The 16301-nt window shown below is 60.8% G+C and carries 18 protein-coding genes; 17 read left to right on the forward strand and 1 reads right to left on the reverse strand.

The genetic code is table 11. The features are described from left to right. Window positions 1-16 precede the first annotated feature (16 nt). The 13 genes from nagZ (at window position 17) to JNB71_RS00990 (ending at window position 10877) form a co-directional block, all read left to right on the forward strand. Window positions 17-1033, forward strand: a complete 1017-nt coding sequence (gene nagZ / locus JNB71_RS00930) for a beta-N-acetylhexosaminidase (RefSeq protein WP_220369993.1) — start codon at window positions 17-19, stop codon at window positions 1031-1033. A gap of 50 nt (window positions 1034-1083) precedes the next feature. Further along, window positions 1084-1932 (forward strand): segregation and condensation protein A, encoded by an 849-nt coding sequence (locus JNB71_RS00935; RefSeq protein ID WP_431028298.1) that lies wholly within the window; start codon window positions 1084-1086, stop codon window positions 1930-1932. Further along, complete coding sequence (gene scpB / locus JNB71_RS00940; protein WP_431027835.1) at window positions 1925-2659, forward strand: SMC-Scp complex subunit ScpB; 735 nt, start codon at window positions 1925-1927, stop codon at window positions 2657-2659. Before JNB71_RS00935 ends, scpB begins: the two co-directional genes overlap by 8 nt. A gap of 250 nt (window positions 2660-2909) precedes the next feature. Continuing rightward, window positions 2910-3113: a twin-arginine translocase TatA/TatE family subunit gene (locus JNB71_RS00945; RefSeq protein ID WP_220369994.1), complete on the forward strand. Its 204-nt coding sequence runs from the start codon at window positions 2910-2912 to the stop codon at window positions 3111-3113. A gap of 72 nt (window positions 3114-3185) precedes the next feature. Next, window positions 3186-3815: a Sec-independent protein translocase protein TatB gene (gene tatB, locus JNB71_RS00950; RefSeq protein ID WP_220369995.1), complete on the forward strand. Its 630-nt coding sequence runs from the start codon at window positions 3186-3188 to the stop codon at window positions 3813-3815. After that, complete coding sequence (gene tatC / locus JNB71_RS00955; RefSeq protein ID WP_220369996.1) at window positions 3812-4630, forward strand: twin-arginine translocase subunit TatC; 819 nt, start codon at window positions 3812-3814, stop codon at window positions 4628-4630. Before tatB ends, tatC begins: the two co-directional genes overlap by 4 nt. Before the next feature lie 70 nt (window positions 4631-4700). Next, window positions 4701-5984, forward strand: coding sequence for a serine--tRNA ligase (gene serS / locus JNB71_RS00960; RefSeq protein ID WP_220369997.1), 1284 nt, complete (start codon window positions 4701-4703; stop codon window positions 5982-5984). A 25-nt stretch (window positions 5985-6009) separates the two neighbouring features. Further along, window positions 6010-6780: a 5'/3'-nucleotidase SurE gene (surE, locus tag JNB71_RS00965; RefSeq protein WP_220369998.1), complete on the forward strand. Its 771-nt coding sequence runs from the start codon at window positions 6010-6012 to the stop codon at window positions 6778-6780. Next, window positions 6777-7430: a protein-L-isoaspartate(D-aspartate) O-methyltransferase gene (locus JNB71_RS00970; protein ID WP_112857821.1), complete on the forward strand. Its 654-nt coding sequence runs from the start codon at window positions 6777-6779 to the stop codon at window positions 7428-7430. Before surE ends, JNB71_RS00970 begins: the two co-directional genes overlap by 4 nt. Window positions 7431-7466: 36 nt before the next feature. Then, window positions 7467-8168, forward strand: coding sequence for a class I SAM-dependent methyltransferase (locus JNB71_RS00975; RefSeq protein WP_220369999.1), 702 nt, complete (start codon window positions 7467-7469; stop codon window positions 8166-8168). 231 nt (window positions 8169-8399) lie between these two features. Then, window positions 8400-9056 carry a biotin biosynthesis protein BioC gene (locus tag JNB71_RS00980; protein WP_220370000.1) on the forward strand — a complete coding sequence of 219 codons (657 nt, stop codon included), beginning with the start codon at window positions 8400-8402 and terminating at the stop codon, window positions 9054-9056. Window positions 9057-9072: 16 nt separating this feature from the next. After that, entirely contained in the window at window positions 9073-9267 is a 195-nt protein-coding gene (locus JNB71_RS00985; RefSeq protein ID WP_220370001.1) for a hypothetical protein, read from the forward strand. A gap of 65 nt (window positions 9268-9332) precedes the next feature. Then, on the forward strand, window positions 9333-10877 hold the full coding sequence (locus JNB71_RS00990; protein ID WP_220370002.1) for a LysM peptidoglycan-binding domain-containing M23 family metallopeptidase: 1545 nt from the start codon (window positions 9333-9335) through the stop codon (window positions 10875-10877). Window positions 10878-10940: 63 nt separating this feature from the next. On the opposite strand, the gene JNB71_RS00995 is transcribed toward JNB71_RS00990, so the two are convergent. Continuing rightward, complete coding sequence (locus JNB71_RS00995; RefSeq protein WP_220370003.1) at window positions 10941-11813, reverse strand: ATP-binding protein; 873 nt, start codon at window positions 11811-11813, stop codon at window positions 10941-10943. 243 nt (window positions 11814-12056) lie between these two features. Between JNB71_RS00995 and yajC the strand changes: the two genes are divergently transcribed. Genes yajC through JNB71_RS01015 form a run of 4 tightly spaced genes read left to right on the forward strand, consistent with a single transcriptional unit; the run spans window position 12057 to window position 16280 of the window. Next, complete coding sequence (yajC, locus tag JNB71_RS01000) at window positions 12057-12392, forward strand: preprotein translocase subunit YajC (protein ID WP_018325250.1); 336 nt, start codon at window positions 12057-12059, stop codon at window positions 12390-12392. 59 nt (window positions 12393-12451) lie between these two features. Next, window positions 12452-15013: a protein translocase subunit SecDF gene (gene secDF, locus JNB71_RS01005; protein WP_220370004.1), complete on the forward strand. Its 2562-nt coding sequence runs from the start codon at window positions 12452-12454 to the stop codon at window positions 15011-15013. 2 nt (window positions 15014-15015) lie between these two features. Then, entirely contained in the window at window positions 15016-15402 is a 387-nt protein-coding gene (locus tag JNB71_RS01010; protein ID WP_220370005.1) for an Mth938-like domain-containing protein, read from the forward strand. 2 nt (window positions 15403-15404) lie between these two features. Continuing rightward, the gene (locus tag JNB71_RS01015; RefSeq protein WP_223215715.1) at window positions 15405-16280 is read left to right on the forward strand and encodes a phytoene/squalene synthase family protein; all 876 of its coding nucleotides are present in this window, start codon (window positions 15405-15407) and stop codon (window positions 16278-16280) included. Window positions 16281-16301 lie beyond the last annotated feature (21 nt).

The following is a 16301-nucleotide window of genomic DNA, read 5'->3' on the forward strand; positions in this document are numbered from 1 at the left end:
TCACTATCATCGCTCCATGACCGAATCAAAAGCATTCATTTCAGGCTGCAAGGGCCTGACGATCACGACCGAGGAAAAAGCTTTCTTTGCAGGAGAGCGCCCCTGGGGCTTCATCCTTTTCGGACGCAATATCGGCGAGCCCGAGCAGATTTCCGATCTGGTCGCGTCTCTGCGCGACAGCGTCGGCAATCTCGATGCGCCGGTGCTGATCGACCAGGAGGGTGGCCGCGTCCAGCGCATCCGTCCGCCGGTCGTTCCGCAATATCCGAACGGTGCTGCGCTCGGTGAGATCTATCGCCGCGATCGCGAGCAAGGCTTGCGCGCCGCATGGCTGATGTCACGGCTGCACGCCTTCGACCTGATGCGCTTCGGCATCACGGTTGATTGCCTGCCGGTGCTCGACGTGCCGATCGAAGGCAGCAGCGATGTCATCGGCAACCGCGCCTATGGTCATGATCCGCAGGCCGTCGCGGCGATTGGCGCAGCAGCGGCCGCGGGCCTCAAGGCCGGGGGAATGCTGCCGGTGATGAAGCATATGCCGGGCCACGGCCGGGCTTTCGTCGATTCTCACCATAAGCTGCCGGTCGTCGATGTGCCGTTTGAGGAGCTCGCCAAGAGCGATTTTGTACCTTTCGCTGCCATGAAGAACGAACTCATGGCAATGTCGGCGCACATCGTTTTCACTGCCATCGATCCGGAAAATCCCGCGACGACTTCCCCGAAGGTGGTCGAAGGCGTCATCCGCGGCCATATCGGTTTCGATGGGCTGCTGATGTCTGACGATGTCTCGATGAATGCGCTGGCTGGCAATATCGAGGAGCGGGCGCGTGGTATTGTGGCCGCAGGCCTCGATCTGGTGTTGCATTGCCACGGCATTATGGATGAAATGCTACAGGTGGCGCGTGTCGTGCCGGTGATATCCGGCGAGACGCTCAGGCGCGTGAAAGCGGTGGAAGCCGGGTTCGCAAAGCCGGATGCATCGGATGAAGCCGCATTGCGGGACGAGTTCAACGGCATGCTGGCCATCGCGTAGGGGAAGCACGGCAATAAAAGAGGCAAGAGATCGTGAGCAACGCCGGCGACATGCAGAGGAAACCGGCGGCCAAGGCCCCGATGGAGCCGCTGTGGCAGGACGATGCATCGGATCGTGGCCTGCACGAGGACGAACTCGTCGTCGATATCGCCGGCTTCGAAGGCCCGCTTGATCTGCTGTTGCATCTGGCGCGCAACCAGCGTGTCGATCTCTCGCGCATTTCAGTGCTGGCGCTTGCCGAGCAATATATCGCTTTCATCGAGCGCGCCCGCAGCATCCGGCTTGAGCTTGCCGCCGACTATCTCGTCATGGCGGCCTGGCTCGCCTTCCTCAAGTCGCGCCTGCTCATTCCGCAGCAGAGCAAGGACGATGGCCCCTCGGGCGAGGAAATGGCCACGGCGCTGGCTTTCCGCCTCAAGCGACTGGAAGCGATGCGCGAGGCGGCCACCCGCCTGATCAATCGCAACCGGCTTGGGCGTGACGTATTCGCGCGTGGTGCGCCTGAACATATTCCGGTCGAAAGGAAATCGGCATTCGAGGCATCGCTCTACGATCTGCTGAGTGCCTATGCCTCGTTGCGTCAGCGTGAAGCGGTGATGCAGGTAACGATCGAGAAGCGGCAGGTCTGGTCGCTCGCCGATGCCCGCCTCGTCCTTGCCCGGCTGATCGGCGATATGGTCGACTGGACCGCACTCGACCACTTTCTGCTGCGCTACATGACGAGCCCCAAGGAGCGGGCGACGGCAATAGCCAGTTCTTTTGCCGCATCGCTCGAAATGGTGCGGGAAGGCCGGCTTGAAATTCGCCAGGATGGCGCGTTTTCGCCTATCTATCTGCGCCAGGGACCAAACAAGCTGACGGCCGAGATGCTGGCTGACATGGAGGCGGGGCGTGATTGACCCGCAAAAGAAACTGCCCGGCGTGATCGAAGAACGGGACGAAACGACCAGCAGGGGCATCCTGCTTGATCCGCGGACCGAACTGGAAGCGGAGCGCATCGCCGAAGCGCTTGTCTTTGCGTCCGCCCAGCCGGTGTCGGAGGGCTATATTGCCTCGCGCCTGCCGCGGGGTGCAAATGTTGCGCGTATCATGATGCGGCTGAAGGCCATATATGCCGTGCGCGGCGTCAATCTCGTACAGGTGGCTGATCACTGGGCGTTCCGTACGGCTGCAGACCTTTCATTCGTTGTCCAGACAGATGAAAACGAAGTGCGCAAGTTGTCGCGGGCAGCACTCGAAGTGCTGGCGATCATCGCCTATCACCAGCCGGTCACGCGCGCGGAGATCGAGGATATCCGCGGTGTGCAGACCTCCAAAGGCACGCTCGACGTGTTGATGGAAGCGGGCTGGATACGTTTCCGTGGCCGCCGCCGCACGCCCGGCCGTCCCGTGACTTTCGGCACGACCCGGGATTTTCTCGACCACTTCGGCCTGGAGGAACTGCGCGACCTGCCGGGTCTCGAAGAATTGAAGGGAGCGGGACTGCTCTCCGGCCGCATTCCTTCCAACTTCCAGGTACCGGTTCCGCTTGGCGATGAGGGACTTGGCGACGAGGAGGATCCGATCACGCAGCTTGATCTGGAGGAGCTTGGCCTTCTGGCGCCGAGCGGTGAGGACGGGGAATGAACGGCGGGCGTCCTGACGCCGCTTGTCTCCTCCATCGGCCCGTGTGTAGTGGTCGCATTGGCATCCTGCTTCCACCGGCGGCTGCGCTCGATTGATCCGAAAATCTGCGGGACGGGCCTATCTCTGCCGAACTCGCGGTGTAAGCATTGCGTGGCGTGCCGCTTTCCGTTAACGAGCGAGGTACATTGCCGTTTGAAAAAGATGGTCGAGCATCTTAAATCGGGGTTGCAGGTTTCAAGGGAGTAAGGACATGGGTTCCTTTAGTATCTGGCATTGGCTGATCGTTCTGGTCGTTGTTCTGCTGTTGTTCGGACGCGGCAAGATTCCGGAACTGATGGGCGACGTTGCCAAGGGCATCAAGAGCTTCAAGAAGGGCATGACCGAAGACGACACCGCCGCCGACAAGGGTGTCGATGCCAAGACGGTCGAACACAAATCCGACGAAGTCCGCTGATCATGCATTCGGTTCGGGGCCTGGCCGCGAGAGCAGGCCCTGCCGCTTTTCGGTGTTGTGGAGTCCTAGAGAATGCTTGATGTCGGCTGGACCGAGCTCGTCGTTATCGCCATCGTCCTGATCATCGTGGTTGGTCCGAAGGATTTGCCGCCAATGCTTCGGACGTTCGGCAAGATGATGACGAAGATGCGCGGCATGGCGAATGATTTCCGCCAGCAGTTCGATGAAGCGCTGAAGGAAGCCGACCTCGACGATGTTCGCAGGACGCTGAGCGACGCTCAGAAGCTCAACCCGGCACATAGTCTGCGCGAGGCAATGAATCCGCTTCGTCAGATGGGCAACGAGATCAAGGCCGACCTGCAGAAAGCGACGACTGTCGAGACGAAGCTGGTTGAACCGGCCGTGGCGCCCGCCGAAGTTCCGGCAGAAGCAGTCACTCCGCAGGAACAGCCGAAAGCCGAACCTGTCGCCGTCACAGCTGTCGCGACGGCCACGCCGGCGGAACGCGCGGCTGCGGTCGCTGCTCCCGTTGTCGAGCGAAACGCGACGACTGCTTCCAAGCCGAAAGCAGCGGCAGTCGGGGCCGCGGTGTCTGGACCGGAGAAGGCTGCCACGAAAAAGGCAAAAGCGGTGAGCGAGAAGAAGCAGCCGGAATCTGCCAAGGCTGCGCCTAAAAAGACGAAGAAAAAAGGTGACGCATGAGCGGCGATATTGAAGACAAGCCCCAGCCGCTGATGGAGCATCTGATCGAGCTGCGCTCGCGGCTTATCTGGGCGGTCGGCGCTCTTTTCGCGGCTTTCCTCGTCTGCTTCTATTTCGCCAAGGGCCTGTTCGATGTCCTCGTTCAGCCATTCAAGTGGGCGGTTCAGTGGGCGGGGCTTGATCATCGCAACGTTGAGCTGATCTACACGGCGCCACAGGAGTTTTTCTTCACGCAGATCAAGGTCGCGATGTTCAGCGCGCTCGTGATCTCCTTTCCCGTCATCGCCTCGCAGGTCTACAAGTTCGTCGCTCCCGGCCTCTACAAAAACGAGCGGGCCGCCTTCCTGCCGTTCTTGATCGCCTCGCCGATCCTCTTTCTGATGGGGGGCGCGCTCGTCTATTTCTTCTTCACGCCGATGGTGATGTGGTTCTTCCTGGCGATGGAACAGCATGGCGGCGAGGGGCAGGTATCGATCCAGCTTCTGCCGAAGGTTTCGGAATATCTGAGCCTGATCATGTCGCTGATCTTCGCCTTCGGCCTGGTGTTCCAACTGCCGGTCATTACGACGCTCCTGGCGCGTGTCGGCTTTGTCACTTCGCAGGGTCTGAAGGACAAGCGCAAATACGCGATCGTCATCGCCTTCATTGCGGCGGCAATCTTGACGCCGCCGGATCCGGTTTCCCAGATCGGTCTTGCTCTCCCGGCCATCCTTCTCTACGAGATTTCGATCTACACGGCCCGACTCGTTGAGCGGCAACGGACACGCGACGCACAAGCACGCGAAGATGCCGAGGCGAGCGAAAACGCCGGCTGACACGGGGTTCGTGTCAGCGCCCGGTGTTCGGGATCCACATTCGACACGACCGATCAGGACCTGAACGAACATGCTTGATATCAAATGGATTAGGGACAATGCCGAAGCCCTGGACGCAGCGCTTGAAAAGCGCGGTGTAGAGCCCCTGTCGGCCGCACTGATCGCGCTCGACGAGAAGCGCCGCTCCCTCGTTCAGTCGCTGCAGGACATGCAGTCGCGCCGCAATGCCGCTTCCAAGGAGATCGGTGTTGCAATGGCGCAGAAGAACAGCGAGCTTGCCGAAACGCTGAAGGCCGAAGTGGCTGAACTGAAGACCACCATGCCTGCGCTCGAAGAACAAAGCCGTCAGACCGATGCCGAGCTCGCCGACGCTTTGTCGCGCATACCCAACATTCCGCTCGAAGATGTGCCGGTCGGCAGCGACGAGCACGGCAATGTCGTCAAGCACAGCCACGGTCTGAAGCCCGGCTGGAATCACAAGCCCAAAGAGCATTTCGAAATCGGCGAGGCGCTTGGCTGGCTCGATTTCGAAGGTGCAGCCAGGATTGCCGGCTCGCGTTTCACCATCGTCAAGGGTCAACTGGCACGGCTCGAGCGGGCGCTGGGGCAGTTCATGCTTGATCTGCACACGAGCGAACACGGCTATTTGGAAGTTCAGCCGCCGCTGATGACGCGTGACGAGGCCATGTATGGCACCGGGCAGCTTCCGAAGTTTGCTGAAGACCTGTTCAAAACGACGGATGGCCGCTGGCTGATCCCGACTGCCGAGGTGCCACTCACCAACATGGTGCGCGAGCAGATCCTCGAAGGCGATGCGCTGCCGCTGCGATTTACAGCGCTGACGCCCTGCTTCCGCTCGGAAGCGGGTTCGGCTGGCCGCGATACCCGCGGCATGCTGCGCCAGCATCAGTTCAACAAGGTGGAACTCGTGTCGATCACCGATGCGGATAGCTCGATCGACGAACATGAGCGCATGACCGCCTGTGCCGAGGAGGTGCTGAAGCGTCTTGGACTGCACTACCGTGTCATGACGCTTTGCACCGGCGACATGGGGTTTGGCGCACGCAAGACCTACGATCTTGAAGTCTGGCTGCCTGGCCAGGATACCTATCGCGAAATCTCGTCCTGCTCGGTCTGCGGCGATTTCCAGGCACGGCGCATGAACGCGCGCTACCGCACCAAGGACGACAAGACCCTGAAATTCGTTCACACGCTGAACGGCTCGGGCACGGCTGTCGGTCGCGCACTCATCGCCGTCATCGAAAACTATCTGAATGAAGACGGATCGGTAACCATCCCGAACGTATTGTTGCCCTATATGGGCGGCCTGACCAAGATTGAAAAGGCCGGTTGAGCCGCATCCTGCGGCAGGGGTAGAGATGCGAATTCTGCTGACAAACGACGATGGCATTCACGCCGAGGGCCTTGCTGTTCTCGAACGGATTGCCCGGACGATTTCTGATGATGTCTGGATCGTTGCGCCGGAAACCGACCAGAGCGGCCTTGCCCATTCGCTGACGCTGTCGGAGCCCTTGCGTCTGCGGCAGGTATCGGAAAAGCATTTCGCGCTGCGCGGTACGCCGACCGACTGCGTCATCATGGCGGTGCGCAAGGTGCTGGATTTCAAACCGGACCTCGTCCTCTCGGGCGTCAACGTCGGCGCCAACATGGCCGATGACGTCACCTATTCCGGCACGATTGCCGGCGCCATCGAGGGCACGATGCAGGGCATCCGATCCTTTGCCCTCAGCCAGGCCTATCGGCATGCGGACGGCGGGAACGTCCCGTGGGATGTCGTCGAGACCCATGCGCCCGATCTTCTGCGCAAGCTGATGCTGGTTGACCTGCCTGATGGGACATTCCTCAACCTCAATTTCCCGAACTGCGCACCGGGCGCCGTTGCCGGTACCGAGGTCACCTCCCAGGGCAAGCTCGATTTTGGCCTGACGATCGACGAGCGCACCGATGGCCGCGGGCATCCTTATTTCTGGCTCCGATTCGGTGAGCGCTTTGGCGATTTCCGGGCGGGAACCGACATTCACGCGCTGCGCGAACACCAGATTTCCGTGACGCCACTGAAGCTCGACCTGACGGATTATACGGTGCAGGACCGCGTTGCGCGCGCGTTGCTCGGCGGAGACGCCGATTGAGCCCGCGCGCCGTCGAACAGGAAGGGTTTGCCGCTCTTTTGCTGCGCCTGCGTGCGGAAGGTATTTCCAGCAAGGAACTGCTCAATGCCGTCGAGCAGACGCCGCGCACGCTGTTTACGCCTCCCCAATTTCAGGACAACGCCTATTCGTCGCGACTCGTGCCGCTCGATTGCGGTTCCTTCATGGAAGGTTTCGATTTCACCGTACGTCTTCTACATCATCTCAGCCTCAAGCCCGGACAACGCATCCTCGAGGTTGGTACCGGTAGCGGCTTTACCGCCGGCGTGATGGGCCGCATCGCCGAGCGCGTGCTGACGATCGACCGCTACAAGACGCTCGTGACCGGTGCCCAGAAGAACTTGGAGAAGGCGGGTATCCGCAATGTCGTCGTTCGTCACGCCGATGGCAGCATAGGGCCCGCGGGGGAAGGGACGTTCGATCGCATTCTGGTCACCGCGGCGTTCTCCAGTCTGCCGCGCGTTTTTTCCGATCACCTCGTTTCCGGTGGCGTTCTCATTGTGCCGATCATGATGAGCGAGACCGAATGCCGGATCGTCCGGCTCACGCGCACCGGCAGCCGTTTCGACCGCGAGGACCTGTTCGAAGCGCCTTACCTTCCCATCGTTCCGCAACTCGCCTCGTTTCTCTAGGCGCGATGCCGGACGAGATTTACACAGACCGCACGCTTGTCGCGCTCTACGACAGTCTCAACCCTGCCGGGGCGGATACTGACTTCTACTGCCGGCTGGCGAAAGAGCCCTGCCGTGTGCTTTGATCTTGGTTGCGGCACGGGGCTTTTGACCGTCAGGCTTGCCGCGCTTGGGCATCACGTGACCGGTGCCGATCCGGCTCCGGCCATGCTGGATATCGCGCGCCGGCGTCCGGGCGGCGAGACAGTGCGTTGGATAAATGGCGATATCTATGCGGTTGGATCTGAGGAACGCTTCGATCTGGTGCTCATGACGGGCCATGTTTTTCAGGTGTTTCTCGATGACGACCAGGTTCTGGCGGTCGTCTCTTCCGTGCGGCGGCATCTTGAAAACGGTGGTCGCCTCGTGTTCGAAAGCCGCAACCCGCTCGCACGCGCCTGGGAACGCTGGACGCCGGACCATTCCTTCAGGACGATCGCACATCCGAGATTGGGCACGGTCGAAACCTGGCATGAAGTTATCGACGTGCGGGCCGGACAGGTGAGCTTTCGAACCTATACCCGCATCGGCGGCCGGAATGAGCGCGCTATCTCACAGAGCACCTTGGCATTTCGCAGCCACGCGGAGATTCGGCGTCTTCTCCATAAGGCAGGCTTCGTGGATGTCTCCTTGCTGGGCGGATGGGACGGCCTGCTGTTCAGCGCAGGAAGCAGCGAAATCATCGCGATCGCACGCTGATTCCACCATTTGCTGTTGCGTTGCAGCATGCTGCACAGGCCCGCTTGTCGCGGCAGCCGGAATTATTATCGCACAATCAATTGGTTAAGTTTTCGTTAATCGTGGTCAGCCTGGCGCAAGTTTCTGAGCCTAACCGAAAGCTGCGTACAAAAGTCATACCTTTGAGCTGACCTCGGACTTGATGGGTGTTTGTCAGTTCCATTTCAGGCGTCCCAACGCAGGAGACGGCAGATGCAGATCGCGAACAGATTAGGCTCGACGGGTACTGGCGACGGCCTGAGCAACCTTGCAGGCCGCGCCGCGGCGCAGGTCACTTCGGGCAGCCGCGAAGAGGGCAATGCAGCCGTCTCGCCGGCCGGCGGCTACGACCCATCCTCGCGTGTTTCCTTGTCGATAGAGGCACTGCTGTTTCTCGGTCGCACGAAGCGCGTGCAGGAAAAATACCCGGCACTGACGGCTGAGGAATGGGGCAACAAGCTGTCCCCGCAGCTCGCCGCCCGCGAGTATCAGGCCTTCGGGAAATACGGCGAGACCGGCGACTACAAAGCCTACTACCGTGCATTCATCGAGTACTACGACAACCTTCGCCCGGAGGATCAGAACAGCCTGCGCTATTTCGGCACGCGCGAGGCGGCGCTCGCCGGAGCGCGGTCAGTGGAGTATAGCGACGACAGCGGCGGCGAGGGTGGCGCAGCCTTTCAAACCCTCGTCAGCGTCCTGCTCGACACCGACAAGCCTCAATCCGAGTTCTCAACCTTAGAGGATGCGGGCGGCATGATCACCGGAGACATGTTCGGCTGGGATAGCGGCGCGATCAGCTACGAGGATGTCTCCCAGACGCGCGGCGCTCTCTCCGAGGTCGAGAGGCTCTACCAGGAAAACTTCTGAACCTTAAGCCCGAGCATTGCGCGTCGATGGTCGTGAAAAATACGCAATCCCGTCTGACGACTGGAAAGAAGCCGGTATGAGCGGTCACCACGCCACGGTCGATTCACGCGGTCCACCGGTTCGATTTGCCGCCGGCACCGCCATCGTCGGTGTTGTCGCCAATCATGGTTATCAATTCATCAAAAACTATTGCCCCGGCCGCCGGTTTTAACCGCGCGGTAACTCTAATGCGCTTTAATCACCCTACACTGAGTTGTGTTCCAAGTGGGTAGCGTCATGCGTATGAGAGTTTCGTCGAGTGCAGGAAAGTCCGTCGTCCGTCTTGTTGCGGCGGTGTTGCTGGCAGGCGCCGCAACAGGTTGCAGTTCTGATGCAACCCGCTTTGGAGGACTCTTCTCCAAGTCAGATAATTTTACGACGAACTCGATCGCGGGCAGCAATGTCCCGATCCCGCGCAGTGATGTCCAGGGAGGCGGCATGGCGGTTGTACCGGCGGCCGCAGGCGACAGTCGCGATCAGGCCACGAGCCAGCCGTTCCCCGATCCGGTCAATACCGCAACGACGCCGGTTTCCCGTGCACGGGAAGCGTCGACGCCGATCAACGTCCAGCGTGTCGCACTTGCTGATCCGGCTGCGAAGGCGCGCGATACCTCGCTGACGCAACCTTTCCCCGCTGCTCGCGAAACGGCGAAGGCCGAGCAGAAGATTAAGGCCGATCCGATCTCCACCGGTACGACGAAGGGCGGTTGGTCGACGGCGAATGCTCCGGCAGTGCTTCTGCGGCAAGGCGATAGCGTCGCGACATTGTCCAAGCGTTTTGGTGTTCCCGAAAAGGAAATCCTCAAGGCAAACGGTCTGAAGTCCGGTGCCGACGCAGAGCCCGGCCAGCGCATCCTTATCCCGACCTTCGGCGTTGCCGGAAGTGCGGCAAAGGCGGCTGCTTCCGATGCCGCCGCGAGCCTCGATGTCGACAAGCAGAAGAAAATCCCGCTGCAGCCGGACAATCGTGATGTCGCAATCCTGCCCGGCCAGTCTCAGTCCCGCGAAAAGGGCACGACCCGTACTGACATGGCAGCCGGCAAGCAGCCGGTTGCCGGCGAAGGCGGCAAGGGCGGAACCTATACCGTCAAGGCGGGCGATTCCCTGAACAGGATCGCCAAGGCGAACGGCGTTTCCGTCGAGGAACTGCGCAAGGCGAATGGCTTGACGACCGCGGCGATCCGCATCGGCCAGACCTTGAAGGTTCCGGGCGCCGACACATCGGCTCCGGACCAGGTGGTTACCGCCTCGGTCCCCGGCAAGACGGTTGATGCCAAGGCGGAGACCAAGCTTGCCAAGACCGAAGAGGCAAAGCCCGCGCAGTATACGCCGCCGGTCGCCAAGGAATCGGTCACCGAAGTCGCCTCGAAGGATGACGGCTCGGAAGCCTCGCCGAAGGGAACGGGGATCAGCAAGTACCGCTGGCCGGTTCGTGGACAGGTCATCGCCGGATATGGCGCCAACGTCGAGGGCAACCGCAACGACGGCATCAACATCTCGGTACCGGAAGGCACCCCGATCAAGGCGGCGGAAAACGGCGTGGTCATCTACTCCGGCAGCAGCCTAAAGGAACTCGGAAACGCCGTTCTGGTGCGCCACGACGACGGCACTGTCACCGTTTATGGCAATGCATCGGAGCTGAAGGTGCAGCGCGGTCAGAAGATTCAGCGCGGCCAGACGCTGGCGGCGTCCGGCATGAGCGGCACGGCAACGCAGCCGCAGGTGCACTTCGAGGTGCGCAAGAACGCCAGCGCCGTCAACCCGGCAACCTTCCTGGAATAGCCAGGCTTGTTGCCAGCTCGTCATCAAAAGAAAAGCCCCGCAACGGGGCTTTTCTTTTTTGTGTCAAACCAGGTCGATCTTCTTCTTCAAGCGGCCGGCCAGATCCTGGATGAACTGCCAGGCAACGCGGCCGGAGCGGGCGCCGCGCGTGGTGCTCCACTCCAGCGCCTCGGCATGCAGCTGCGCAGCATCGCTTTGAAGACCGAAATACGTTGCGTAGCTGTCGATCATCGCCAGATAGTCTTCCTGGCTGCATTTGTAGAAGCCGAGCCAAAGTCCGAAGCGATCGGACAAGGAAACCTTCTCCTCGACCGCCTCTGAGGGGTTGATCGCCGTAGACTGCTCGTTTTCCATCATATGGCGTGGAAGCAGATGGCGGCGATTGGACGTTGCGTAGAGCAGGACGTTGGCTGGGCGGCCCTCGATGCCACCGTCCAGCACCGCTTTCAAAGATTTGTAGGACGTGTCGTCATGGTCGAAGGACAGGTCGTCGCAAAATACGATGACCGGCACTGGCGCTGATTTGAGGATCTCCATCAAGACCGGCAGCGTCGAAATGTCTTCGCGATGCACCTCCACCAGTTTCAGGCGAATACCGGAATCCCGCGCCACGCTTGCATGAACCGCCTTGACGAGCGACGACTTGCCCATGCCGCGGGCGCCCCACAGCAAGACGTTGTTTGCCGGAAACCCTTCGGCAAATCTCAGGGTGTTGTCGAACAGAATATCGCGGACATGATCGACGCCGCGGATCAGCGTGAGATCGACCCGGTTCGGCTTGCTGACGGGCTGGAGATGCAGCCGTTGCGGGACCCAGACGAAACATTCCGCTGCGCCCCATTCATTGACGGCAGGGGCGGGGCCGGCAATCCGCTCGATGGCCGCCGAGACCTTTTGCATTTCGGTGATCAGAAGGTCGATTTTCGTATCCTGCATCAAAAAGCCTCCTGAAATAGGGCAACAGGTTGTGCCGTTGGGCCAAGCGTCCGGTAGCATAGCTGTTGTAACGGTAAAAGGCGTGAAATCCGGTAGAAAGCGCTTCTCCTCCAGCCGATTTCCTGTATGAGGCTGAAGGTAGACGCCGGTTAGCCCGTGGTTGCATTCACATTGGCTATTCTTATATTCGGCGATCCGAACCATGGGCTGCCCGCCCGCAAAACCGCATTCAAGGAGTGATTGATGTTCATTACCGAGGCATTCGCCCAGACGGCACCCGGCGCAACGGCTGGCGGCGCTGATATCCTGATGTCTATCCTGCCGTTCCTGCTGATCTTTGTGGTAATGTATTTCCTGATCATCCGGCCGCAGCGCGCAAACATGAAGCGCCGCGAGGAACTCCTGAAGAACATTCGCCGTGGCGACCAGATCGTTACCGGCGGCGGCATCGTCGGCAAGGTGACGAAGGTCATCGACGACAGCGAACTTGAAGTCGAAATTGCTGACGGCGTCAAGATTCGTGTGGTACGCAGTGGTGTATCCGAAGTCCGTGTAAAGGGCGAACCCGTCAAGGAGTAGGCTCGCAGGGAGGCCGGATCGGACCGGTCACCTTGTAACGACACATCTTCGAGAGCTTCATGCCGTATTTTTCCCGCTGGAAAACCATCATCGTCTGGCTCGTCGTGCTGCTCAGCATCGTGGTGGCTTTGCCGAACGCGGTCGCCGAGGCAACTCTGGAGCGCTTGCCAGACTGGGTTCCGAGAAAGCAGCTGATGCTCGGTCTCGATCTCCAGGGCGGATCCCAGATCACCCTGAAGGTCGAGCGCGAAGATGTGGTGAAGACCCGCCTCGAGGCGATCATCGATGCGATCGGCGCGCGGTTGCGGTCTGCCGGCATCGCCTATTCCGGCCTTTCGGGCACGGGCCAGGATATCCAGCTACGCCTTCGCAACCCGGCACAGATTGAGGCCGCGCAAACGGCCCTGAACGCTTTGACGGATCCGGCAAAGATCGGTGGCGCTGCCAAGGACGCGGTCCGCGAGGTTGCTATCGGCGCTTCTCCTGACGGGTCCATTCGCGCCAGCATTTCCGACGAGGGCATTGACCGCAGGGTTTCGGCCACGGCCGATGGTGCCATAGCCGTCCTGCATCGTCGGCTGGCGGATCTCGGCGCCCAGCAGCCGAAAATCCGCAGACAAGGTGCCGACCGCATCATCGTCCAGATTCCCGGCCGCTACGATCCGGAACAGGTCAAGTATATCCTGAGCCAGGCGGGCGCTCTTTCGTTCCGAAGCATCGATATGTCGATGGCGGTCCAGGATGCCGTCAACGGCCAGCCGCCGTTAAATTCGGAAATTCTCTACTCCGCCGACGACCCACCGATCGGTTATCTCGTCCGCAAGCAACCCATCATCTCCAACCAGGACATTGTCGAGGCCAAATCGGCGATCAATGCGCAGTCCGGCAATCCAGTCGTCAACCTGCGCCTTGGCCCGGAGGGTGCGGCGAGGTTTGCGAAGGCGACGGCGGACACGACCGGTACGACGATTGCGGTGGTGCTCGATGGGGCGGTGATTGCGACGCCTCTGGTGCGCAAGGCGATCACCGACGGCACCATACAGCTGTCGGCTGAAATGAGCCCGGAGGGTGCCGATGATCTGGCGCTGCTTCTGCGCGCCGGTTCTTTGCCGAGCCCGCTGACAGTCGTCGAGGAGCGCTCGATCGGCGCAGGGCGTGGGGCGGATTCGATCCATTCCATTCTGGCTGGTGGCGCGATCGGCGCCGTTCTCGTCATTCTTTTCATGCTGGGCTTCTATGGCTTCTTCGGCGCGGTGGCGAGCCTGGCCGTGACTTTCAACGTCGTCATGATCGTTGCCGTGCTTTCGGCGACAGGACTGGCTCTGACCCTTCCCGGCATCGCGGGTATCGTGCTGACGATCGGCATGGCGGTCGATTCAAACGTGCTGATCTACGAGCGCATCCGCGAAGAGGTCCGTCACGGCAGATCGCTTCGGGAAGCCTTCGATTTCGGTTTCTCGCGCGCATTCGCCGCCATCGTCGACGCCAATATCACCACGCTGATCGCCGCCATCATCCTGCTGTTTCTCGGAACAGGGGCGGTCCGCGGCTTTGCCGTGACGTTGGCGATCGGTATCGTGACGACGCTGTTTACCGCCTTCACTTTGACGCGCGTTATGCTCGACGTATGGCTGCACAGGCGCCGGCCGAAGCAATTGCCGGATGGGATACGTACCGGCGTGTTCGACGGCGCAGCGTTCCGGTTCATGGCGATCCGAAACTACGTCTTTTCCCTGACGGCATTGCTGTCTCTCATCAGCATGCTGCTGTTTGGCGCGATGGGTATCAATCTCGGCATCGACTTTGCTGGTGGTTCGGTGATCGAACTGAAGGCGCGCGAGGGTGCTGCGGATATCGAGGATATTCGCGCGCGGCTGGACGAACTCAATCTCGGGGAGATCACGGTCAAGCCGTTCGGCTCGCCGCAGGATGTGGTCGTGCGTGTCCACTCCCGCGAAGGTGGAGAGAACGCCGAGCAGACGTCGGTGATGCTGATCCGGGGCGAACTGGAAGACGCCTATGAATTCCGCCGCGTCGAAGTCGTCGGCCCCTCGGTCTCCGGTGACCTGACGAAAGCCGCGACCATCGGTGTTTTCGCGTCACTTCTGGCCATCCTCATCTACATATGGGTCCGGTTCGAATGGCAGTTTGCCGCCGGCGCGATCGTCGCCACCTTGCATGACGTGCTTTTGACTATCGGTCTCTTCGTCGTCACCGGCATGGAATTCAACCTGACGAGCATTGCGGCGCTTCTGACCATCGTCGGCTATTCACTGAACGACACGGTCGTGGTCTACGACAGGGTTCGCGAAAACCTGAAGCGTTATCCGCGCATGCCGTTGCCGATTCTGATCGATACCTCGATCAACCAGACGTTGTCGCGAACGGTTCTGACCGGCGCGACCACCATGTTGGCACTGGCTGCGCTGTCGATTTTCGGTGGCGAGGCAATCCAGTCTTTTGCTTTCGTTATGCTGTTCGGTGTTGCGATCGGCACGTTCTCCTCGATCTATGTTGCCGGCCCCGTCCTCATTCTCTTCAGGTTGAGGCACGGCGCACCGGGCAGTGATGTCGAAAAGAGCGGCAGCGCCGGCATACGCCCGGTCAAGGGGGCTCGGTAGGCATGCGCAGACCCGTAGAAATCCGCAGGGCACATTTCCCCGGTCGGGCGCCGATAGAGAGCTACGGCAATGGCGGCTTCCGTTTCGCCGACATGTCGCATCGCGGATCGCTGCTAATGCTGCCTTCCGGCATCTATGGCTGGGACATGGTCGAAGGCGATCCGCTGACCGTGGAAAATTTCCAGCGCGTTTTCGATGAAGCCGCCGATATCGAGGTGCTGCTCGTCGGAACGGGCAAGGACATCCGGCCGCTGCCAAAAGAGTTGAAGGCGCGATTCAAGGAGCTTTCAATCTCTTCCGACCCGATGAGCACGGGTGCTGCGGTGCGCACCTACAACATCATGCTTGCGGAATCGCGCGCCGTCGCTGCCGCCTTCATTGCCGTCTGACGATGATATCTCCCGAAAATTCGAGGTCGGCCGCCGTGGCAGTCTACGATTTCAGTCTCACGGCGTTGCGCGAGAGCGACCGCGACCGGTACCTTGCCTGCCTGCTGTCGCCGCAGGACAAGCGCGGCCCACTGTCGGCTCTCTATGCCTTTCACGCGGAGATTGCCCGCGTTCGTGACGTCGCGCGCGAGCCGTTGCCGGGAGAAATCCGCTTGCAATGGTGGCGTGACGTGCTCAGCGATACGGGCGGCGCGAGCGGCGAGGGGAACCCATTGGCGGAAGCACTGCTCGCCTGCATCCGGGCCTACAATCTGCCGGTGCCCGTGCTGCAGAACATGATCGATGCCCGCATTTTCGATCTCTACGACGATCCGATGGAAAGCCGCTCGGCGCTTGAGGGATATGCGGGCGAGACGGCCTCGGCGCTGATCCAGCTTGCCAGCCTTATTCTCGATCCTGCTCATGCCCAGCAATCGGCGTCGGCGGCAGGCCACGCCGGTGTCGCGCAGACTATCGCCGGACTGCTGCTGCTTTTGCCGCTGCACCGGCGTCGGGGGCAGGTTTATTTCCCCGCGGAATTGTTGGCTGCCACGGGCCTGGATCGCGACGCTTTCCTCGCCGGAACGGATGAGGACGCGGTCAGTCGGGCGATACGCGCACTGTCCGGCCTCGGTCGTGACCACCTTGCCAAGGCTCGCACCGACGCGAAAGGCATTTCCCCGGCCAACCGGTTTGCCTTCATCACACTGGCGCTGGCCGAACCGGTTTTTGACCGCGCCGAGCGGGCCGGTTCGAAATTGTTCGAGCAATCGATTGTGCCATCGCAATGGCGCCGGCAATGGTGGATGTGGAAAGCCGCCCGCAGCGGCCGGTGGTAAGCCGTCAACGGCATTTCATAG

Origin of the sequence: Rhizobium herbae (assembly GCF_019511375.1) — a bacterium.
In the GTDB taxonomy this organism is placed as follows: domain Bacteria; phylum Pseudomonadota; class Alphaproteobacteria; order Rhizobiales; family Rhizobiaceae; genus Pararhizobium; species Pararhizobium herbae_A.

Bases quoted from the DNA above. Each gene is read 5' to 3' on its own strand.
- serS (WP_220369997.1), top strand. From the start codon at position 4,701: ATGCTTGATATCAAATGGATTAGGGACAATGCCGAAGCCCTGGACGCA.
- JNB71_RS01010 (WP_220370005.1), top strand. From the start codon at position 15,016: ATGCGCAGACCCGTAGAAATCCGCAGGGCACATTTCCCCGGTCGGGCG.
- JNB71_RS01015 (WP_223215715.1), top strand. From the start codon at position 15,405: ATGATATCTCCCGAAAATTCGAGGTCGGCCGCCGTGGCAGTCTACGAT.
- tatC (WP_220369996.1), top strand. From the start codon at position 3,812: ATGAGCGGCGATATTGAAGACAAGCCCCAGCCGCTGATGGAGCATCTG.
- surE (WP_220369998.1), top strand. From the start codon at position 6,010: ATGCGAATTCTGCTGACAAACGACGATGGCATTCACGCCGAGGGCCTT.
- tatB (WP_220369995.1), top strand. From the start codon at position 3,186: ATGCTTGATGTCGGCTGGACCGAGCTCGTCGTTATCGCCATCGTCCTG.
- JNB71_RS00945 (WP_220369994.1), top strand. From the start codon at position 2,910: ATGGGTTCCTTTAGTATCTGGCATTGGCTGATCGTTCTGGTCGTTGTT.
- nagZ (WP_220369993.1), top strand. From the start codon at position 17: ATGACCGAATCAAAAGCATTCATTTCAGGCTGCAAGGGCCTGACGATC.
- secDF (WP_220370004.1), top strand. From the start codon at position 12,452: ATGCCGTATTTTTCCCGCTGGAAAACCATCATCGTCTGGCTCGTCGTG.
- JNB71_RS00935 (WP_431028298.1), top strand. From the start codon at position 1,084: ATGCAGAGGAAACCGGCGGCCAAGGCCCCGATGGAGCCGCTGTGGCAG.
- yajC (WP_018325250.1), top strand. From the start codon at position 12,057: ATGTTCATTACCGAGGCATTCGCCCAGACGGCACCCGGCGCAACGGCT.
- JNB71_RS00990 (WP_220370002.1), top strand. From the start codon at position 9,333: ATGCGTATGAGAGTTTCGTCGAGTGCAGGAAAGTCCGTCGTCCGTCTT.
- JNB71_RS00980 (WP_220370000.1), top strand. From the start codon at position 8,400: ATGCAGATCGCGAACAGATTAGGCTCGACGGGTACTGGCGACGGCCTG.
- JNB71_RS00995 (WP_220370003.1), bottom strand. From the start codon at position 11,813: ATGCAGGATACGAAAATCGACCTTCTGATCACCGAAATGCAAAAGGTC.